The sequence below is a fragment of the Flavonifractor sp. An91 genome (genome assembly GCF_002159225.1).
GTDB classification, from domain to species: domain Bacteria; phylum Bacillota; class Clostridia; order Oscillospirales; family Oscillospiraceae; genus Flavonifractor; species Flavonifractor avicola.
Window position 1 is genome coordinate 80062 of the sequence record NZ_NFHA01000004.1, and the last position, 20667, is coordinate 100728.

Genomic DNA, 20667 nt, shown 5'->3' on the forward strand with positions numbered 1-20667 from the left:
TATGGAGCTGCGTCAGCTGACCACATTCATCCGGGTGGCCCAATTTCAAAGTTTCTCCAAGGCGGCGGCCAGTTTGGGATATTCCCAGTCCGCCGTCACGGTACAGATCCGCCTTCTGGAGGAGGAACTGCGGGTCCGGCTCTTTGACCGTATGGGAAAGCGGGTGTGTCTCACCGGACAGGGGCGGATCTTTCTGGACAGCGCCATCAGCATCATTCAGGATGTATCCAAAGCCAAGCTGGCTCTGGCCGGTGAGGATGAAACCCTGCGGGGCCAGCTCCATATCGGGACACTGGAATCCCTCTGCTACGCCCGACTGCCCGGTATCATCCGGAATTTCCGGATACGGCATCCCCAGGTGAGCATCCAGATCACCACGGGTACGCCGGAGGAGATCATCACCAAAATGGAGCGGGGTGAGTTGGATATCATCTACATTCTGGATGAACCGCTCTACAACAACAGCTGGTGCAAAATGCTGGAGCTACAGGAGGAGGTAGTGGTGGTCGCCTCCGCTTCGCTGGGGGCGGCACTAAGCGGTCGCTCCCACAAGCTGGTGGACCTGCTGGACAAGCCCTTTTACCTGACGGAGCGGGACGCCAACTACCGTCGGCTGCTGGACCAGCGACTGGCCGCCTTTGGCCAGGCCATTACTCCTGCATTGGAGAGCAGCTACGCCTCCTTCCTGCTGCGAGTTCTGGAGGAGACGGAAGGGCTGTCCTTCCTGCCCCGTTTTCTGGTGGAAGAACCGGTGCGCCAAGGAAAGTTGGCCATTGTGGATGTCAGCGACCTCAAGGCGGTGATGTACGGCCAGATCTTCTATCACCGGGAAAAATGGGCCACCCGGGAGATGGAGGAGTTTGTCCGCTTCTGTACCCCGCCTGGAGAGGACCGTCCCTCCGTCCTGTTGTCCCCGTAAAAAACAAAACAGCCGCCCCGTGAGCCTGCTTCCACAGAAGCGGTTCACGGGGCGGCTGTTTACGCGATCATGCGCTATGCTTTTTCCGTCTGGCTGAGAATTGCCGCAGCTTCTTCCTCTGTCAGCTTGCCTGCCTCTGCCAGGGCCTGTATACGCTGCTCATCCCACAGTCTGGGATAATATTTCTTAGCCAGCTCGTACACGTTCACAGTTCCACCCCCGTCATAATGGCCAGAAAGTCCACATCCGCCCGCAGCTGCTCCAATTCCGTAGGTTCAGGCTCCGGTGTGGGTTCCGGTTCCGGCGCCTGGCCGGGGGTCAGCCCCACCAGAATGCCGTCCTGAATGTCCAGTTCGCAGTAGCCGCAGCAGTCCCACGCCGCCTGTTCCAGCTGGGGCGGCACTGCAACCCACCCCTCCAGCCAGCACTCCGTTCGGTGGCTCTGGCTCTGTAAGCCGTGACCGCCGTCCGCTCTGGCCTCGATCTCAATGATAGTCAACATCCAGATCCCTCCTCATCCATGTTAGTAAGTGATACAACAGCTTGCGCAGCCAAGCCCGTTTTTCCTTCCGCCCCTCCCCCTGCTCCCTCAGCCAGGCCAGCAGCCTGCCGCTACTCCATCCATCCGTCCCGAGGGACAGATCATGCGCACCCGCCTCTACAATCCGTATCTGTCCGCCCCGCACCAGACGAAGCAGCCGCTGTGCCAGCGATATCGGCTTGTGATCGGCAGACGGAACACCTCGCTTTTGATAAGTACGCTTCTCCCGGGTCTCCTCCGGAGGCAGGTCATTGAAGTGGGCCATCAGCCGCTCCTCCAGTCTCTCCAGTCCCCGCACCTCCACCTGTTCTCCCAGAGCCAGACTTTCCAGCCTCTTTAGTCCGCACCGGATGGACCGCAGTACCGACGCATGGTCCACCCCCAGCAAAGTTCCGATCTCCCGCAGGGAGAGCCACTCGCCATAATAGAGATACAAATAGGTCTGCTGCCGGAGGGTGAGCCGATCCAACACCGCTTTCAGTACTTCCGGCTCCCCCAGGTCCACTACCAGAGGGCCTCCCTCCTGGCAGTCCATTAGTCGATAGAGGAACTTAGCGTCCTCCGCAATCCGTTTTTGCCCCCGTTGCAGCGTGCGGCATACAGTGGAGCGGTTCCGCCCCGCCTCCCGGGCCACCTGGGCCTGAGGATTGCCACCGTCGATGCCTGCCAGATAAGCTTTCTGGACAGGCGTGATCCCCGTCCGGGCCGTCCGTACCGCCAGGCGCATCTTGTCCTGTTCCGTGGGGCCCTCCGGTGCCTTCGCGCCTTCCATCTCCGCCCAGGTCTTATACTGCATCCTGTCCCACCGCCAGCCGTCCACCCCGGCCCAGGTGGTACCTCGACTGATCTTGTGCCGGGGCATCAGCTCCCGCAGCTGCCGGGCGCAGTTCGTCAGATCCTCCTCGGCCCGGGCCAGTTCCAGTCGGAGGGCTTTCTTCTCTCTCCCCTGCGCTCCATCCAGCTCAGTTTGAAGGGCGGCCTTTTGCTCCCGCAGTACCTTGATTCGTTCTCTGATCTCACTGGCTCTGCTCATCGCTTTTCCTCGTTGATTCGGGGCGCGGTCAGGTCGGCGGTGGTATATTTTCCGCTTCTGGGCCGGGTGTAGTATTCCTCCGCCAGCTGCCGCAGTTCCCGCATCTCCCGCAGCATCTGCCGCAGCATCAGGATCTCCCGATTGGTCACCTGTCGTTCTGTTCCCTCCTGGCTTTCCAGACGCTGCTTGGCTGCCTCCAAGCCCAACCTCAGCCGGGCGGCCGCCTCCCGATACTGCCCGGATAATTCCTGCAATCTGGCCATCCTGTTCACCTCCTCTTTTCCCGGAGCGGCCGCCCCAGCCCTGTATCCGCCCCGCTCGCTGTTGGAAGAGACTCCATGGTCTCTTCACTTTTAGCGGTTCCACCCCCAAAAGTTGGACGGTTGCGTACACCGAAGAAAAAGATTTTTTGAATTTCAAACTTCCGCCAAAATAAGGAGGCCCTTACCTGAGATGGAAAGGACCTCTTTACAACTGAGAGAAGGTCGGATATCATGTAGATAACAGGAGAAAGCGCGCTCCCTGGGGAGCCCGCAGGAAGGAAGAACTGTTCATGAAGAAAACCGATCCCCATTATCAAGCTTATCTGCAAATTCTGCGGGAAGAGTTGGTCCCCGCCATGGGCTGCACAGAGCCCATCGCGCTGGCCTACGGCGCGGCGGTGGCTCGTCGGGCCCTGGGCTGCCTGCCCGAAACCGTCTCTGTCCAGGTCAGCGGCAACCTGATCAAAAACGTGAAGAGCGTCATTGTCCCCAACACCGGCGGATTAAAGGGCATCCCTGCCGCTGTCACCGCCGGGCTTGTGGCTGGCGATCCGGATAAGGTGCTGGAGGTTATTTCTGTGGTGACGGAGGAACAGAAGGCAGAAATGACTGACTTCCTCCGCTCCCACCCCATCGGGGTCCATCTGGCCGACACTCCTCTTACCTTCGACTATACCGTCACCCTTACCGGCGGCGGCCATACCGTCACCCTGCGCATCGCCAACTACCACACTAACATTGTGCTGCTGGAGAAGGACGGCGTGAAGGAGATCGACATTCCGGTGGAGGGCGAGCAGGAGACAGCCCTCACCGACCGCTCCATCCTCTCCATCCAGGAAATCGTAGACTTTGCCGACAGCGTGGATGTGGACGACCTGCGTCCCCTGCTGGACCCCCAGATCCAGTGCAATATGGCCATCGCGGAGGAGGGCCTGCTCCACGCCTACGGGGCCAACGTGGGCAAGGTGCTTATGAGCACCGAGGCTTCCCTGGAGCGGCGGGCCCGGGCCAAGGCCGCCGCCGGCTCCGACGCCCGGATGAACGGCTGCGAAATGCCGGTGGTCATTGTCTCGGGCAGCGGCAACCAGGGCATCACCGCCTCGGTGCCCGTCATTGAGTACGCCCGCTCCCTGGGCATTCCGGAAGAGCGGATGTACCGGGCGCTGGCAGTGTCCGACCTGTGCACCATCCACCAAAAGACTTATATCGGCCGTCTGTCCGCCTTCTGCGGCGCGGTGAGCGCCGGCGCAGGCGCCGGGGCCGGTATCTGCTACCTGCTGGGCGGCGGTTACGATCAAGTGAAGCACACCATCGTCAATGCCCTGGCCTTCCACTCCGGCGTGGTATGTGACGGCGCCAAATCCAGCTGCGCCGCCAAGATCAGTATGGCGGTGGAGGCCGGTATCTTTGGCTATCAGATGTACCAGAACGGCCAGGAGTTCCGCACCGGCGACGGCATCATCAGCGACGGCGTGGAGCACACCATTCAGAACGTGGGCGAACTGGGCCGCCAGGGGATGCGGGAGACCGACCATGTGATTCTGGAAATGATGACCCGGGAACCCTGCTAACAAGAAAGTATAAAAAAAGCGTCTGCCGAGGCAGACGCTTTTTTGTGCTTCTATTCGTTATGCCTTTTTCTGTTGCTGTCTGACCAACTTGACGCAGGCAGCGATGACGCCGAAGAGGAACCAGTAGGTGAACATATTGCGGGGGTAGAACCAGGTATACTCCGCCACACTCACCACCAGGATGCCGCAGAAGGCGCCCAGGGCTGCCGCCAGCATCCGCTTGGTGCGCTTATCCAGAGCAGCCCGGAAGGCCTTCACGCCGCTCTTAAGCTGGTAGAGCAGCAGGGCCAGGAAGGAAATCACGCCCCAGATACCGGTCTCCGCCCACATCTGCAAATAGTTGTTGTGGGTATGGATGGGATAAGTGCCGTCAAAGTTGGTGGGATAGGTCTGGAATACCTCTTTCATCACATCGGTACCCAATCCTATACCCTTGACCCAGTGGTCCCGCATCAGGTTGCTGGTAGTGGAGTAGATCTCGAAGCGGTACTGGGTGGAGCTGTCCTCGGTGTTGGTGATGGTGAGGATCCGGTTGTAGATGGTCTCCGGCAGGAAGGGGATGGCCACCAGTCCGGCCACAATGAACAGGGGCACCCACCGCCAGTCGATGAGGGCCAGGAACACCACCACCGCCAGGGCCAGCCCGATCCAGCAGGAGCGGCCGTAGGTAAGGCCGATGGCCACCACGCCCACGCACAGGGCGAGCAGGGAGAGTATCTTGCCCCGCCAGTGGGAGTTGAGGAAGAGGGCCAGCTCCAGAGGCAGCAGCATGACCAGCTGCTCGGCGAAGTTGTTGGGGTTGTCAAAGACAGAATAGACCCGGCCGGGCATACCGGCGTTGACGGTCATATCCTGCTGGGAGGCCACCACCTCCACGCCGATATATCCCTGGTAGCAGCCGTAAATGGAGGCGATGGAGATACCCAGCACCGCCAGGGCCACCATCAGCTGGAGCTGCTCATACTTCCGCACGGAGCTTACCACCAGCAGCACCAACAGGAAGGCTGTAATGTGGAAGGCAAAGAAGCGCATGGACAGGCGGGTAGAGATGGACCCGGCCAGAGCAATGCAGATAAAGGCCATATAGAGGCTCATATAGGGCCCCAGGGTATCCAGCTCCAGCCGATCCTTGGCCCGGGAGGCGCTGCCGATGACGAACAGACCGGTGACAGCCACCGCGCCCAGCAGGCCATAGGTGTTGTTCCACATCTCATGGGGGGCCACCAGCATCACCAGCATGAACAGGCCCAGGAAGAAGAATCCGGACCCGCCCACGGCACCCAGGAAGCGGCAGAACAAGCTGCCGTCCCATACCGGGCGGCCGATCTTGTAGAGCCACTTACAGATGGCACAGGGGATGTTGATGATAGCGGTGAGCAGCCTGCAGATCAGGCTGTCCGGCCAGGCCTTTGGGATGACTCCCTCCCGCCAGACAAAACGGAAGAGAATGCTCCCCCGCAGCTGCCGGGTGAACCACCGCTCCAGGCCCGCGCAGGCCCGTCCGGGCAGACTGCCCGCCCAGGCCTGCCTGAGTCCCAGCCAGAAGGCCAGGAAAAAACGAAGAAACAGGCTGTTTTTTGCGATAGACATCAGGTTTTTACTCCTTGGAATCAGTCGTGAAGGGCTTTTTCGTACACACCGTAGGTAACCTTGGCCATCTTGTGGATCTCAAACTTCTCCTCGATGGTCCGCAGGGCATTCTCCCGGCAGGCCGCTCTGAAATCCGGGTCCTCCAGGAACCGCTTCATGGCCCCAGCCATGGAGTCGGGGTCGTCATAGGCCACCAGCAGGCCGCAGCCCGCCTCGTCATTTACAATGTCCGAATTGCCGCCCATATCGGTAGCAATCACCGGCAGACCGGCGGCCATAGCCTCGATGATGAGGAAGGACAGTGCCTCATGCTGAGAGGAGTTGACGTACAGATCGGAGCCCTTGTACAGGTTCTTGATATCCTTGCGGAAGCCGATGAACTTCACCTGCTCCTCCAGCCCCAGCTCCTTGACCTGGGCCTTGGAGGGTTCCAGCAGAGGGCCGTCTCCCGCCAGCACCAGGGTAAAGGGCTTGTCCGTCAGCTCCGTCAGCCGCTTCACCGAGTCAATGAGGTACTTATGTCCCTTGTCGTCAGCAAAGCGGGAAGCGCACAGCATGACAAACCGGTCCTCGGGCAGACCCAGTTCGGAGCGAAGGGTGGATTCCGAGCGGTCCCCCGCCCAGGCTTCCAGATCCACCGCGTTGAAGATGACCTGGATCCGGTCGGCGCTCCAGCCGTTGGCAATGAGCTGCTCCTTGCCCTTGTTGCACACGGCGATCATTTGGTCCTGCCGCTTGTCCATCCAGCGGTTGGACAGCCGGGTGATGAAGTCGTTGGCCAGGACAAAGTGGTTGGTGTACACCACCCGGATTTTTTTGTTGTACTTTTTAGCCAGCAGGGCAGTATAGTGTTCCCGCAGGTAGTGGCAGTGGATGAGATCAATATCCCACTCCCGGCACAGGTCGGCCAGCGCTCTGGCGGCCTGCTTATCGAACCGGCGGCGCATGGTGACCTGGCGGCAGGGGACCCCCATGGCCTCCAGCCGCTCCACCAGCAGCCCGCCCTCGTTATAGGCAAAGAAAGGCTGCACCAATCCGTCGGCCGAGAGGTACTTCACCAGAGTTTCCACATACCGCTCCGTCCCCGCCTTGCCCGCATAGTTGAGCAGATAGAGTACCTTGCGCATGGCAAATTCTCCTTTTCCTTCGGCGGATTATTTCTCCGCCCAGTTGCCGGTAGCCTCCGCCTTCAGATAGGCGTTGATAAAGCCGTCCAGATCGCCGTCCATGACGCCGTTGACGTTGCTGGTCTCGTAGCCGGTGCGGTTGTCCTTCACCAACTGATAGGGCATGAACACATAGGACCGGATCTGGCTGCCCCACTCGATCTTGAGCTGCACGCCCTTGATGTCGGAGATCTTCTCGGCGTGCTGCTGCATCTTCAGCTCCACCAGTTTGGCCCGCAGCATCCGCAGACAGGTGTCCTTGTTCTGGAACTGGCTGCGCTCGGTCTGACAGGACACCACAATGCCGGTGGCATGGTGGATCAGTCGGACCGCAGAGGAGGTCTTGTTGATATGCTGACCGCCGGCGCCGGAGGAACGGAACACCTGCATCTCGTAGTCCTCGGGCCGGATCTCCACGTCGGCGTCCTCGGGCAGGTCGGGCATGACCTCGATGGCGGCAAAGGAGGTCTGCCGCCGGGCGTTGGCGTCAAAGGGGGATACCCGCACCAGCCGGTGCACGCCATGCTCGCTGCGCAGGTGACCGTAGGCGTTCTCGCCCTCAATGAGGATGGTGGCACTCTTCAGACCGGCCTCGTCGCCGTCCAGGTAGTCCAGTGTCTTGCAGGTGAAGCCGTGACGCTCGGCCCAGCGGGTGTACATCCGGAAGAGCATCTGGGCCCAGTCCTGGGCCTCAGTACCGCCGGCGCCGGCGTGGAAGGTGAGGATGGCGTTGGAGTTGTCGTACTCGCCGGTGAAGAGGGTGGACAGCTTGGCCTCCTCCATGTCGGCCTGCAGCTTGGCAAAGCCCTCCTCCAGCTCGGGCACCAGGCTCTCGTCCTCCATCTCGTTGCCCAGCTCGCACAGGGTCATCAGGTCCTCCCACTGGCTCTGGCGCTTCTCCTGGCCCTCAATCTTGTCCCGCAGGTTCTTCACCCGCTGCTGCACCTTCTGGGCCTTCTCCAGGTTGTCCCAGAAGCCGTCGGAGGCGGACTCCGACTCCAGCATCTCGGCCTCCCGCCGGGCGGCCTCCAGACCCAGGGCCTGCTCCAGCTCGTCCAGCTCGGGCCGCAGGTTGTTGAGCTTTACCTTATATTCATCAAACTGTAACATAGATCCACTCTCATTTCCGTAAAATAGCCATATTATTATACCCAACGGCAGGGCCGATGTAAAGAGAGGGGCACCAAAAAACCGCCCGAAGGCGGGCGGTTTTTATCGGCTGCTGGCGGACCACGCCGGATCGGTACAGAAGATCAGATCATCTACGTCTCCGCTGGGACCGGTGGACTGAATGGTGTCATCATGCGGGTACTGCTTCATTTGGCTCCCTCCTTCCCGGTGATGTACATATCAGTATATGCCAGATGGCAGGGAGAAGGTGCACGGTTTCTGTCACAGGTTTTCCTCTTTTTCCCATCCTCTTTCGACCGTTTGGAAGGGCTTGACAAGTCCCCCATCCCGTGCTATAGTTCTGCATATCAAATCGGATGGACATTCGTCCGCCGCATAGCGACAAAGGAAGTCCACAGGAAAAAGCCGACGGCTTGCCGAAGGAGCAAAACTCTCAGGCGTTTCCCCCGGGAAATGAGGACTGTGGATGGATGTGGCTCTGGAGAAGTCCCCCCAGCGGGGATGCCGAAGGTGCAACGCGCCCCCATGGGGCACGAATCTCTCAGGCAAAAGGACAGAGTGAAGAACAGCGGCATCCGGTTCACCGGATGTCTTTCTGCTTGTATTTCAGGGCCAAACCGCGGTGTGTGCGGTTTGGCCCTTTTCTTTGCCGCAATTCCAAGAAACGAGGAGAGAGTACAATGGAATGGATCGAAGGACTGGTGGGCGCGGTTAACACCGTGCTGTGGGACTATGCGCTGCTCTTTTTGCTGGTAGCCACCGGTATTTTCTTTACGGTACGTCTGGGTTTTATCCAGCTGCGAAAATTCGGTGAAGGAATGCGCCGGCTGTTCGGCGGCTTCTCCATGAAGGGCGCCCGGGCAGGCAAGGAGGGTATGTCCTCCTTCCAGGCCCTGACCACCGCCATTGCCGCCCAGGTGGGCACCGGCAACATCACCGGCTGCGCCACCGCCCTGTATTCCGGCGGCCCCGGCGCCATCTTCTGGATGTGGCTGTCCGCCTTCTTCGGCATGGCCACCATCTATTCCGAGGCGGTGCTGGCTCAGCGGTTCCGCACCACCGATGCCGACGGCCATGTCACCGGCGGCCCCCTGTACTACATCCGGGCAGCCTTCCGGGGCAAGTTCGGCAAGTTCCTGTCCGGCTTCTTTGCCATCGCCATCATCCTGGCCCTTGGCTTTATGGGCAATATGGTCCAGTCCAACTCCATCGGCGACGCCTTCCACACCGCCTTTGGCATTCCCAAACTGGCGGTGGGCGTGGTGGTGGCTGTCATTGCCGCCTTTATCTTCCTGGGCGGTGTGCGGCGTATTGCCTCCTTCACGGAGAAGATCGTCCCCATCATGGCTCTGTTCTACATTGTAGGCTGCATCATCATCCTGTGCATCAACCACGAGACCCTGCTCTCCGCCCTGCGCTCCATCTTTGTGTGCGCCTTTGATCCCCAGGCGGTGTTTGGCGGCGCTCTGGGCCTGAGTGTGCGGGAGGCCATGCGGTACGGCGTGGCCCGGGGCCTGTTCTCCAACGAAGCCGGTATGGGCTCCACCCCCCACGCCCACGCCATGGCCAAGGTGGAAAAACCCCAGGATCAGGGCATCATTGCCATGATGGGCGTATTTATCGACACCTTTGTGGTGCTCACCCTGACCGCCCTGGTCATCATCTCCTCCGGTATGCTTCAGCCTGTGAACGGCCCCCTCCAGGGTACTGCTCTGGCCCAGGCCGCCTTCAACGCCGCCTTCGGCTCCTTCGGCAACGCCTTTGTGGCCATCTGTATGCTGTTCTTCGCCTTCTCCACCATCATCGGCTGGTATTTCTTCGGCGAGGTCAATGTGAAGGCCCTGTTCGGCAAGGGCGCCGCCAAACTGTACGCCGTGATCGTGGTGGTCTTTATCGTGGTAGGTTCCACCCTGAAAGTGGATCTGGTCTGGAGTCTGTCCGATATGTTCAACGGCCTGATGGTACTGCCCAACCTGATCGGCCTGCTGGCCCTCAGCGGCCTGGTGGTCAGAATCACCCGTGGTTCCGGGGATCAGCTCCATCGCTGACAATAGAAAGAGCGCGCTGCACTCCGCAGCGCCCTCTTTTCTGTTATCCGTTCAGCAGTTCCATGGGGTCCACGCTCTGGCCCTCACGCTCCACACTGAAATGCAGATGGCTGGCCAGGGCACTCTCGGCAATGGCGGTGTTCCCCACCGAGCCGATGATATCCCCTACCGTCACCTCATCCCCCACTTCCACTGTGGGAACGGAGGCCAGGTTGGCGCAGGTTGTGGTCAGGTCGCCTCCGTGGTCGATGACCACAGTGGTGCCCAGCATCACATCCTCGGTCACCTCAACCACCACACCGGAGGCGGGAGCCCGGACCTCCGTGCCGGCGGCGGCGGCAATATCCACACCGGCGTGGGTGCGCCAGTCAGCCATGGTCACGTCATAGGCCAGGGTCTCCACGCTGTAGCTGGTGAGCACCTCTCCCTGTACCGGCCAGGTGAGGGAGGTGGGGGCGCTCTTAGGTGTGGGCGTCGGCTGAACGGTGGCCGAGGGCGTGGCAGAGACTACGGCGGGAACCGTAGCGGTAGGCCTGGGGGTTGCGGTCACGGTGGGCTTCACCGGCGTTACAGTAGCAGCCGGTGTGGGGGCAGGGGTCACCGTGATGCTGGCTGTACCGCCTACAGGCTGCTCCTCCTGCTCCCCGGTCAGGGAGGAGAACAGGAACCAGCCGGAAAGCCCGATGGCCGCAAGACAGAGAGCCAGGACGATGTAAAATCCCTTTCCCTCGATAAAGTCGCTGAAACGGTGGTAGAATGATTTTTTCATGCTCTTCAGCACCTCCGAGCCTTATTTTGGACAGGCCGGAGAGGGGTTATACACATCGGGCGGAAATTTCTGCATTTCAAATGATAAACCCCGCCCCGCAGAGCATATCTGGCTCTGCGGGGCGGGGCTCTTTTCTTCTGAGGCTTACCGGGCCACGATCACGCGGATCCGGCCGCCGGCACTCTCGCTCTTGTCGTACCAGCCGGTGAGGGCATAGTCTCCTTCCGTCACCTTGGACAGGCTGGAGAGCAGATAGTCGCCCTTATCATAGACATAGACCACCACCTGCTCGGAAAGCGCATACTGCCGCCGGTCAGTGCCCACGGCAAAGTTTCCGCTGACACTGACGCTGTCCAGCTTCTGCTCACTCAGGTTGTACAGGCGCTCCACATTGGTATCACTGTCCATCTTGACCTGGCAGGGACCGGTTTTCAGATTGTAGATCTTGGAATCGGAGCCAAACATCAGCTCCTGACCGCCCACATCATAAGTGTAAGCGGAAGAGATCTGGAAACCGCCAGTGGGCAGGCTCACATTGACCTCATTCACATCGGTAATGATGCCGTACTGGTGCAGATCACCGGTCACATCGTCCAGGATCAGATGGCTGATCTCTCCGGCGCTGTTGAGGGCATAGTAGCGCACCATGCTGCCGGTCAGCTCCACCCCCGCCAGGCGGCTGGGATAGACCCGGATGGGAGTGCGGGATTCATAGGTATCAATGATCTGCACATCATCCGCCAGCACATAGCTGCCCAGCTTGGTGCCATCGGAATTGACCTTGCCGGTCAGTTTGGCGGTGCTCAGCCGCTTCACCTGGACCTCACTGTCGCCGGTGATGACCTGGACCAGGTCCCCCTCCTCCAGGCTCTTTTCACTGCACTGATAGCGGTAGCTGCTGCCGTCGGTGGCGGCCACCGTCACCGTGCGGGCGGTATAGGTACCGTTGTTTCCGTCGTCATAGGGTAGGTTTTCCACCTTGGTGATCACGCCGTAAATCAGCGCACCCTCGCTGGGCGCCTCACCCAGGGCGGCCACGCCGCCGTTGCGGCCCAGCAGCAGGGTGACCTGATCGCCTACCGCATAGCTGCCCAGGTCGGACAGCGCATAGGCGGCGGAGGTGGTCTCGATGGCATAGGTCTTGCCCGCCACCGTCACCGAAGTAGGCGCGGAAGCGGAGGGGCTGAGGGCCTCCAGGGTACCAGTGGCCTTATCCGAGTAGGCCCACACCGTCCGCATGGACTTGGACCAGTAGAGCACATCCTGCTCCTGAATGCTGCCCAGTGTAGCCGCCTTGCTGTTGCGGTATACTGTGGCAGTGGAAGCATTAAAGGGCAGGGAATCCTGCCAGTTGGCGGAGGCCACCACCGGCCCCTCCATGGCAGAGTTGATGAGAGCCACCCGGTCCAGCTCACCGGCGGCATTCACCAGATTCAGGGTGGGTTCCAGCACATTCAGGTGGTAGATCCCCTCCTTGTTCTTGGTGACCATCAGATTATAGAACAGGTACAGGGCATCCCGACGGGTCATGTTCTCATTCTGCCCGCAGCTTACCCCCTCGTCCAGATCCAGGGCCCGGTACTGGGCCATCTGGCCGGCGGGCCAAACGCCGGTAAAGTCGCTGTCGGTATAGCCCAGCAGCCGCAGTACCATGGTCACCCCTTCCGCCAGAGTGATCTTCTGGTCGGGGTTGAAGTTGCCGTACAGATCGCCCTGAACCAGGCCCAGGTCCACAGCGGCTTTCACATAGGGAGCCGCCCAGTGGGTCTGGGGCACGTCCGGATAGGGCTTGACAGCCACCGTATCCCCCACCGTATCCCGGCTGGTGGAGGCCGCCACTGTCATTTTGGTGAATTCCGCCCGGGTAATGGTACGGTCCAGGGCCAGATCACCATTTTGATCTCCTACCATAATGTCCAGCGCAGCCAGTACCTGGGCAGCCTCCGCCTCGGCCGGAGGGGCAGCCAGCGCCGCAGGGGCCAGCCCCAATACCAAAACCAGGGCCAGCAATCCGGATAACAGTCTATGCTTCATCTTTTTTCTCCTTCCCACGGAAACGGGCCTTCGTTACCGTAAGTATATACCCCCTGAAGGCAGGAGGCAAGAGGTTCCTCCCCACCTGTCAATCGTAACGCAGGGCATCAATTGGGTTGAGTTTGGCCGCCTTGTTGGCAGGCAGGTAACCGAACAGGACGCCGATGCCCACCGACACGCCAAAGGACACCAGAATGCCGCTGAGATTGGGAATGGCGGCAAAGCCCTCGGCGTCGCTCATCACCACTCCCACCACCGCGGTAAACAGATTGGCCAGCAGGATACCAAACAGGATACCGATCACGCCGCCGATGGCGGAGGTGGTACCCGCCTCAATGATAAACTGGCTGCGGATATCCCGGCCCTTGGCCCCCAGAGATTTCCGGATGCCGATCTCCCGGGTGCGCTCGGTCACCGATACCAGCATGATATTCATGATGCCGATGCCGCCCACCACCAGGGAAATAGCGGCAATAACCACCAGAATGGTCATGAGCACACCCAGCATGGAGTCCATCATGTCCATCATTTCCGCCGAGGTCATGACCAGATAGGCACTGCTGTCCCCATAGATGCGAAAGAGCATATTCTCAATGACACCCTTGGCGGCGGCGGAGGTATCCTTGTTGGTACTGGTGACCAGGTAGGAGTTGCTGCTCATTCCCATCATGCTGCCGGTAGCGTTGATCTGCTCCACCAGGCCATAGGGCAGATAGATCTGGTCGTCTCCGCTGCCCTCGGTGGAATCCGCCTTCTGGGCCAGCGTGCCGATGACGGTGTAGGGTACGCCTCCTATGGTCAGGGTCTGTCCCAGGCCCTGACCGCCAAACATATCCTCATTGAGGTAGCTGCCAATCACGCACACCTTTTGATTCTTTTCCACATCCACATAGCTGAGGAAGCGGCCTTCCTCCAGCTTGTCGCCGGTAGCTGTCTGCCCCTTCTCGCTGTTGTACATGGTTTCGCTGACGCCGTAGACCTTGGTGCGCTCATACTCCTGGGCACCCTGGCGGACAATGGTGGTAGCGCTGAGGTAGGGACTCACCGAATCGATGTACTGAGGATATTTTTTCGCCAACTCATAGAAGTCCTCCGGCGTGGCCTCCCGGTTTCCGCCGTAGGAGTAGATCCTCACCTGGATCATATTGACACCGATCTGCTCAAACTGGCTGTTCATGTACTGCTGCATCCCGTTGCCCAGGGACACGATGACGATAACCGCCCCCACACCGATGATGATACCCAGCATGGTAAGCAGCGCCCGCACCTTACTGGTCATCAGGCTCTTGATGGCCAGCCGGAAGGACTGTCCTATCTTCATAGATTCAGCACCTCCCTGGCTCCGCCGTGTTCCTCCTCCAGATCGGGCTGGACCACAGCTCTGGGATCGTGGGCGTCCCCGTCATAGATGATTCGTCCATCCTGAAGACGGACGATGCGTTTGGCCCTTACCGCAATGGAATTGTCATGGGTGATGAGGACCACGGTGTCTCCCTCGGCGTTGAGCTTCTGAAGGAAGCCCAACACCTCCCGGCCGGTGCGGGAATCCAGAGCGCCGGTGGGCTCGTCGGCCAGGATCACCGACGGATTTCCCGCCAGAGCGCGGGCAATGGAGACCCGCTGCTGCTGACCACCGGAGAGCTGGCTGGGCAGATTCTTCCGCTTGTCCGCCAGTCCCACCCGTTCCAGAGCCTGAAGGGCCCGCTCCCGGCGCTCGCTGCCGGGCACACCGGCATACAGCAGCGGCAGCTCCACATTTTCCAGCACGTTGAGCTTTGGTATGAGGTTATACTGCTGGAAGATAAAGCCCAGCATCTTGTTGCGGATCTCGGCCTGCTGGTCGTCATCCATGGTGGACACGTCCACCCCGCCCAGGTGGTAGGTACCGGCGGTGGGCACATCCAGACAGCCGATGATGTTCATGGCGGTGGACTTACCGGAGCCGGACTGGCCCACGATGGCCACAAACTCCCCCTGGTCCACCGTCAGGGAGATGCCGTCCAGGGCGTGGACGGTCTCATCCCCCATCTGGTAGATCTTGTAGACGTCTTTCAGTTCAATGAGGTGTCCCATGGCTTAACCCATCCCCATCATAGCTTCCATCATGTTGGACCCCTGGGGGCTGGGGGCCAGGATCACTTCCCCTTCCTCCAAACCGTCCACGATCTCGATGTAGTTGTCATCGTTGCGGCCCAGGGTGACCTGCCGCTCCTGGGCGGCGGTGATGTCCACTACGTTTCCTTTTTCATCCAGGCACTCGGGGGTAGCCACCAGAACGGTATTCCCCCGCTCCACGGCCTCCACCGGCAGAGCCAGCACGTTGCCCACTTCCTCCACGATGATCTTGGCGGAGACGTTCATGCCGGGGTACAGCTCCTCCGGGGAGCCGTCCACCAGGACGGTCACCGGGTAGCTGGTGTGTCCGCTGGCGGTGGTGCCGTTGATGTTGATTTTATCCACCACGCCGGTAAAACTCTGGCCGTCCAGAGCGTCGGCGGTAATCTCCACCTTCTGGCCCACCTGGATCTGGCTGATGTCCTGCTCGTCAATATCCATCTCAAAGGTGAGCTGGGAGCGGTCATAGATCACGGCGGGATAGGTCACCGTGGTGCCCGAGCTGGACATCCCGTTGATGTTGTCTCCCACATCCAGGTTTTTCTCAATGACCTGACCGTCGATGGTGGAGGTGATGGTATAGTCGTCCAGCTTCTCCTGGGCGTTTTTCAGGGAGAGCTGGGCGTTTTCCAGGGCAATCCGGGCGTTCTCGATCTGGGTATCCAGATCGGCCTTGGAGATCACGCCGATGACCTGCCCCACGCTGACCCGGTCCCCCTCCTTCACATTGAGCACATCCAGGTCGCCGGCGGCCTTGGCGGTGATCTGGGCGGAGGAAGCATAGGTGAAGGCGGCTCCAGCCGCACAGGCGTTGCCGCCGATGGAGGCGGTGCCCTGGCTGGTCTCGGACAGCACCCCCGGGTTGTTGACCAGAATGGTCACCTGCCGCACCAGGGTGCCGCCGGCGCCCACCTCGTCGGTGGCGGCAATCTCATCCACTGTGCCGGTGAGGGTAGATCCGGTGCCGTTCACCGTCACCGTGGCGGTCTGCCCCACATAGAAGCCGGCGGCGTCCGCCGCGTGGAAGGGCACCTTCAGCTTCATATGGTCCCGGTCCAGCACGTCGGCGATCACCGTACCCACCGTCACAGTGTCCCCCTGCTCCACGTGCAGCTCGGTGATCACGCCGGCGTCCTTGGCGGTGATGTTCCGGTCCTTCTGATTGTCGCTCTGGGTCTTGAGCAGATCGTCCAGGGCCAGCTGAGCCGAACGGACATTGAGCTGGAGCTGCTCAATGTTATTCTCCACATCCTTGGCGTCGATGCGGAAGAGCACGTCGCCCTTATGTACCGTCTGGCCCTCCTCGAAGGGGGCCTCCAGAATCTCGCCGCTGACCAGAGTGGTCACGTTGTAGGACTGGATGGGTTCAATGGTACCGGTACCCGACACGGACACCGTCATATCCTGCATGGAGGCCGTGTAGGGCAAATAGGCACTGCTGATGATCTGCTTGCCCGCACCCATACAGCGGGAGAGCAGGAAGGCAATGATCACCACGATCACCACCAGAGCAATCACCCGCTTGACCCACTTGCGCTTCTTTTTGGGCGCCTTAAACTCCGGAAGTTTTTTCTGATCCTCCTTGGGCGCCGCTGTGGTTTCCGATTTTACTTGGGTTGCTTCCATGGTCGTTTCTCCTTTTCATTGCTGTCCCCGGCCGGGCACAGCCTCTTTTGCGGCCACGCCCCGCTGTAAGATCCCCAAAATACGAATCATCCTGGCTCTGGCCTGCTCCACGCCGCCGTCCTGCTCTGCCGTCAGCATGGTCCCCGCCACCGCGGAGATCAGCAGATGAAACAGATCAGGCAGATCGGTGTCGGTGCGCAGATCCAGCCGGGACAGGTCAATCTTGTCCCGCAGGCGGTCCACAATGGCACAGGGCCCCTGCCGGTTGAGGATCAATCCCGGCTGAAGCCGCTGATTGCGGCGGAGGATGGCCGCCATCTCCCGGAAATCATCGCTGTTCCGGTTGGCCTGCAGATAGTCAAACAGGTCCAGAAAGGCCTGAAACAAATCGCCGCCGTCCCGGTCCAGCCATTCCTCCACCTGCTCCACCAGCTGCTGTCCATAGGACTCCATCAGATAGTGGAACAGGTCCTCCTTATCGGTAAAGTACATATAGAAGCTGCCCCGTGGGATACCTGCCTCCCGGATCATCCGGTTGATGGAGGCATCTTCGTAGGGCACCCGGACAAATTCCGCCCGGGCCGCCGCCAGCAGGCGCTCCCGCTTTTCTGCCGGCAGATGAAAAAAGGTCATACTTGGCACAGTGCTTCCCTCCAGACCTGACAACCTGTCGTATTATCTTAATCCGACAAGCTGTCATATGTCAACAGGGCGGGCGCAGAATTCACAATTTGTTCCCAACCATTCCGTCAGACAGGATAGCAAATCCTTCCCAAAGCTTCCATAAAAAAAGATGAAATTTTTCTAAAAGAATGGGGCTAGCCGCAGCAGGATCCTACCGGCTTCCCGTTTTTGATGCAAAAAGGGGCGCTGCATAGCAGCGCCCCTTTGAATGGAACGATATTCTGTTTCCCTTACTTGCCCACGATGGCGGCGGTATCCATGGCGATCATGAGCTCCTCGTCGGTGGGGATGAGCAGCACCTTCACATTGGAGTCGGCTGCGGAGATCACGGTCTCCTTGCCGCGGACCCTGTTGGCCTCGGCGTCCATCTTCACGCCCATGAACTCCAGTCCGGAAGCGGCAGCCAGACGGGTGTTGGCATCGTTCTCGCCCACGCCGGCGGTGAACACGATAACGTCCACACCGCCCATGGCGGCAGCATAGGCACCGATGAGCTTCTTCACGCCATACTGGAAGGCCTCCAGAGCCAGAGCAGCCTGCTGGTTGCCCTCGTTGGCAGCGTTCTCAACGTCGCGGAAGTCGGAGGATATACCGGAAATGCCCAGTACGCCGGACTTCTTGTTGAGGATGGTCATCATTTCCTTCATGTCGTAGCCATACTTGTTCATCAGGTACTCCATGATACCGGCGTCCAGATCGCCGGAGCGGGTGCCCATGGGCAGACCGGCCAGGGGGGTGAAGCCCATGGAGGTGTCCACGCTCTTGCCGCAGTCCACAGCGGCCACGGAGGAGCCGTTGCCCAGGTGGCAGGTGATGATCTTCAGCTCCTCAATGGGCTTGCCCAGCATAGCGGCAGCCCGGGCGGAAACGTAGCGGTGAGAGGTGCCGTGGAAGCCGTAGCGGCGGACCTTGTCCTTCTCATAGTACTCGTAGGGCAGAGCATAGATGTAGCTCTTGGCGGGCATGGTCTGATGGAAGGCGGTGTCAAACACGCCCACCATGGGCACACCGGGCATGACCTTCTGGCAGGCGCGGATGCCGGTGATGTTGGCAGGATTGTGGAGAGGGGCCAGGGGGATGCACTCCTCCAGAGCAGCCATGACCTCATCGGTGATGAGCACGGAGGAAGCGAATTTCTCGCCGCCGTGCACCACGCGGTGACCCACAGCGTCGATCTCGGAGGCACTCTTGATCACGCCGTGCTCGCTGGAGAGCAGGGCGTCCAGCACGGCCTGAATGGCCTCGGCATGGGTGGGCATGGGGATCTCGAACTCATACTTGGCATCCTTGGCGGGGACCTTGTGGGTCAGGCGGCCGTCGATGCCGATGCGCTCACACAGGCCCTTGGCCAGCACCTCACGGGTGGCGGGGTCCATGAGCTGATACTTGAGGGAAGAGCTGCCAGCGTTGATGACCAGAACTTTCATGGTTCCATCTCTCCTTACATTTCCTGATAAACTATGGCTTGAGAGCCAGGCGTTCCCGTAGTACAATAACAGAAACATATCAATTTTATTTTATCCCTTTTTTTCACAAAGAACAACCCGCATTTTGACTGAAAGGGAGAAAAATTTTACTCTCGTTCTGGAGGAAAAGCCATGACCGCTGTAGGCATCGTCGCGGAATACAATCCATTCCACCTGGGTCACGCCTGGCACATCGCCCAGACCCGCCGCCTGCTGGAGGAGGACCGGCCGGTGGTGTGCGTCATGAGCGGCCACTGGGTACAGGGGGCGGATTGTGCCGTTACGGACAAATGGACCCGTGCTGGACTGGCTCTGGAGGGGGGCGCCGATCTGGTGCTGGAGCTTCCCACCCCCTGGGCCATGGCCTCAGCAGAGGCCTTTGCCCGGGGCGCGGTGTCGATTCTGGCTGCCACCGGGGTGGTAGATACCCTCTCCTTTGGCAGCGAGTGCGGCAGCGCTGATGAACTGCGCCAGGCAGCGGAGGCTCTGGATGCCCCGGACTTCCCTGCCAGGCTGCGGGCAGCTCTGGGCAAGGGGCTGTCCTTTCCCGCCGCCCGGCAGGAGGCTGCAAATTGTTCCTGCCTGTCCACCCCAAACAACAACCTGGGGGTGGAATACCTGCGGGCCCTCCGCCATCTGTCCGCCTCCATGGAGGTAGTAACGGTACCCCGCCGGGGGGCGGAGCATAACAGCAGCCGGACGGTGGAGGGTTTCGCTTCCGCTACCCAGATCCGGCGACTGCTGCGGAGCGGACAGCAAGAGGAAGCCGCCCTGCTGGTACGCCCCAACGCTCTGGACCGGATGGGGGCGATATCCTCCCTGTCCCATATCGAGCGGGCCATTCTGGCCAAACTGCGCACCATGGACGCCTCAGACTGGGCCGCCCTCCCCGACAGCGGCGCGGCAGAAGGCCTGCCGGAACGTCTGGTCCGCGCCGCCCGACAGGCCCTCTCCCTGGATGAATTCTACTCCCTTGCCAAAACCAAGCGCTATACCCACGCCCGACTCCGGCGGCTGGCTCTGTCCGCCTTTTTGGGGCTGACCACGGATCGTCCCGCGCTGCCCCCCTATGTGCGGGTGCTGGGGCTCAACGGCCGTGGGCAGGCCCTGCTGAAGGAGATGAAGCGGCTCTGCTCCCTCCCCATCCTCACCAAACCCGCCCAGGCCAGGGCTCTGACCGGCCCGGCCAGGCAGCTCTTTGAGGCGGAAGTCCGATACACCGACCTGTACGGTCTGTGCTTCCCCATACCCAGGCCCTGCGGCTTGGAGTGGACCTCCAGCCCAGTCATCATAAAATAAAAAAGTGTCGCGGGAAATCCCGCGACACTTTTTTACTGCTTTAGTTTTCGGTGAGCACACCGGACAGGTCCACAGGGGTGGCGTCGCTCCACAGGCGCTCCAGATCGTAAAACTCTCTGGCCTCCTCGTTGAAGATGTGGACCACCACGGAGGAGAAGTCCAGCAGAATCCAGATGCCGCCCCGGTGGCCCTCCACATGGTGGGGGGGCTCGCCGGCGTCCTTCAGTTCCTTCTCACAGACGTCGGCCAGGGCCTTGATCTGGGTGGTGGAGGTGGCGGAGCACAGCACGAAATAGTCGGCCAGCGTGGTCAGATGACCGGTCTCCAGCACCTTAATATCCAGGCCCTTCTTACTGTCCAGCGCTTTGGCGGCCAGCAGGGCAATTTCCTTAGGTGTTAACATAAAATCTCT

19 protein-coding genes and 2 riboswitches are annotated in these 20667 nt (G+C 60.4%); of the genes, 4 read left to right on the forward strand and 15 right to left on the reverse strand.

The features are described 5' to 3' along the window. The first annotated feature begins 1 nt into the window (after nt 1). Entirely contained in the window at nt 2-919 is a 918-nt protein-coding gene (locus B5G42_RS04090; RefSeq protein ID WP_087266889.1) for a LysR family transcriptional regulator, read from the forward strand. A 74-nt stretch (nt 920-993) separates the two neighbouring features. On the opposite strand, the gene B5G42_RS17715 is transcribed toward B5G42_RS04090, so the two are convergent. Genes B5G42_RS17715 through B5G42_RS04105 form a run of 4 tightly spaced genes read right to left on the reverse strand, consistent with a single transcriptional unit; the run spans nt 994 to nt 2756 of the window. Beyond that, nucleotides 994-1128: an XkdX family protein gene (locus tag B5G42_RS17715; protein ID WP_140399779.1), complete on the reverse strand. Its 135-nt coding sequence runs from the start codon at nt 1126-1128 to the stop codon at nt 994-996. Further along, a complete protein-coding gene (locus tag B5G42_RS04095; protein WP_242961124.1) occupies nt 1125-1421 on the reverse strand; it encodes a toxin-antitoxin system toxin subunit in 297 nt (98 codons plus the stop codon). The genes B5G42_RS17715 and B5G42_RS04095 overlap by 4 nt, the downstream gene beginning before the upstream one ends. Continuing rightward, nucleotides 1405-2493 (reverse strand): hypothetical protein, encoded by a 1089-nt coding sequence (locus B5G42_RS04100; protein WP_087266892.1) that lies wholly within the window; start codon nt 2491-2493, stop codon nt 1405-1407. Before B5G42_RS04100 ends, B5G42_RS04095 begins: the two co-directional genes overlap by 17 nt. Next, on the reverse strand, nt 2490-2756 hold the full coding sequence (locus B5G42_RS04105; RefSeq protein ID WP_087187697.1) for a hypothetical protein: 267 nt from the start codon (nt 2754-2756) through the stop codon (nt 2490-2492). The genes B5G42_RS04100 and B5G42_RS04105 overlap by 4 nt, the downstream gene beginning before the upstream one ends. Nucleotides 2757-3040: 284 nt before the next feature. Here B5G42_RS04105 and B5G42_RS04110 point away from each other — a divergent pair, with 284 nt between their 5' ends. Next, nucleotides 3041-4327: a serine dehydratase subunit alpha family protein gene (locus B5G42_RS04110; protein ID WP_343286689.1), complete on the forward strand. Its 1287-nt coding sequence runs from the start codon at nt 3041-3043 to the stop codon at nt 4325-4327. A gap of 57 nt (nt 4328-4384) precedes the next feature. On the opposite strand, the gene B5G42_RS04115 is transcribed toward B5G42_RS04110, so the two are convergent. The 3 genes from B5G42_RS04115 to prfB are packed head-to-tail and all read right to left on the reverse strand — an operon-like array spanning nt 4385 to nt 8193. Beyond that, nucleotides 4385-5917 (reverse strand): O-antigen ligase family protein, encoded by a 1533-nt coding sequence (locus B5G42_RS04115; RefSeq protein ID WP_087266899.1) that lies wholly within the window; start codon nt 5915-5917, stop codon nt 4385-4387. Nucleotides 5918-5937: 20 nt separating this feature from the next. Next, the gene (locus tag B5G42_RS04120) at nt 5938-7044 is read right to left on the reverse strand and encodes a glycosyltransferase family 4 protein (protein WP_087187694.1); all 1107 of its coding nucleotides are present in this window, start codon (nt 7042-7044) and stop codon (nt 5938-5940) included. 27 nt (nt 7045-7071) lie between these two features. Further along, nucleotides 7072-8193 carry a peptide chain release factor 2 gene (prfB, locus tag B5G42_RS04125; protein WP_087266901.1) on the reverse strand — a complete coding sequence of 374 codons (1122 nt, stop codon included), beginning with the start codon at nt 8191-8193 and terminating at the stop codon, nt 7072-7074. A 406-nt stretch (nt 8194-8599) separates the two neighbouring features. Then, nucleotides 8600-8687, forward strand: a riboswitch (glycine riboswitch). Beyond that, a riboswitch (glycine riboswitch) is annotated at nt 8688-8780 on the forward strand. It begins immediately after the preceding riboswitch. 114 nt (nt 8781-8894) lie between these two features. Here prfB and B5G42_RS04130 point away from each other — a divergent pair. Continuing rightward, nucleotides 8895-10262 (forward strand): alanine/glycine:cation symporter family protein, encoded by a 1368-nt coding sequence (locus B5G42_RS04130; protein WP_087266904.1) that lies wholly within the window; start codon nt 8895-8897, stop codon nt 10260-10262. A 43-nt stretch (nt 10263-10305) separates the two neighbouring features. On the opposite strand, the gene B5G42_RS04135 is transcribed toward B5G42_RS04130, so the two are convergent. The 7 genes from B5G42_RS04135 to B5G42_RS04165 all read right to left on the reverse strand — a co-directional run bounded on the left by B5G42_RS04135 (nt 10306) and on the right by B5G42_RS04165 (nt 18917). Then, entirely contained in the window at nt 10306-11031 is a 726-nt protein-coding gene (locus B5G42_RS04135; RefSeq protein ID WP_087266907.1) for a peptidoglycan DD-metalloendopeptidase family protein, read from the reverse strand. 144 nt (nt 11032-11175) lie between these two features. Beyond that, nucleotides 11176-13065, reverse strand: a complete 1890-nt coding sequence (locus B5G42_RS04140) for an S-layer homology domain-containing protein (RefSeq protein WP_087266910.1) — start codon at nt 13063-13065, stop codon at nt 11176-11178. Nucleotides 13066-13153: 88 nt separating this feature from the next. Continuing rightward, a complete protein-coding gene (locus B5G42_RS04145) occupies nt 13154-14386 on the reverse strand; it encodes an ABC transporter permease (protein WP_087266913.1) in 1233 nt (410 codons plus the stop codon). Then, nucleotides 14383-15138 carry an ABC transporter ATP-binding protein gene (locus tag B5G42_RS04150; protein ID WP_087266916.1) on the reverse strand — a complete coding sequence of 252 codons (756 nt, stop codon included), beginning with the start codon at nt 15136-15138 and terminating at the stop codon, nt 14383-14385. Before B5G42_RS04150 ends, B5G42_RS04145 begins: the two co-directional genes overlap by 4 nt. Before the next feature lie 3 nt (nt 15139-15141). Then, nucleotides 15142-16806 carry an HlyD family efflux transporter periplasmic adaptor subunit gene (locus tag B5G42_RS04155; protein ID WP_087266919.1) on the reverse strand — a complete coding sequence of 555 codons (1665 nt, stop codon included), beginning with the start codon at nt 16804-16806 and terminating at the stop codon, nt 15142-15144. Between the two features lie 15 nt (nt 16807-16821). Then, nucleotides 16822-17439, reverse strand: a complete 618-nt coding sequence (locus B5G42_RS04160; RefSeq protein ID WP_206406159.1) for a TetR/AcrR family transcriptional regulator — start codon at nt 17437-17439, stop codon at nt 16822-16824. 281 nt (nt 17440-17720) lie between these two features. After that, entirely contained in the window at nt 17721-18917 is a 1197-nt protein-coding gene (locus B5G42_RS04165) for an acetate/propionate family kinase (protein ID WP_087266926.1), read from the reverse strand. 171 nt (nt 18918-19088) lie between these two features. On the opposite strand from B5G42_RS04165, the gene B5G42_RS04170 reads away from it, so the two are divergent. Continuing rightward, the gene (locus tag B5G42_RS04170; RefSeq protein ID WP_087266928.1) at nt 19089-20255 is read left to right on the forward strand and encodes a tRNA(Met) cytidine acetate ligase; all 1167 of its coding nucleotides are present in this window, start codon (nt 19089-19091) and stop codon (nt 20253-20255) included. Nucleotides 20256-20295: 40 nt separating this feature from the next. Here B5G42_RS04170 and rsfS read toward each other — a convergent pair whose 3' ends face one another. Further along, nucleotides 20296-20658 (reverse strand): ribosome silencing factor, encoded by a 363-nt coding sequence (gene rsfS, locus B5G42_RS04175; RefSeq protein ID WP_087266931.1) that lies wholly within the window; start codon nt 20656-20658, stop codon nt 20296-20298. Between the last annotated feature and the right edge of the window lie 9 nt (nt 20659-20667).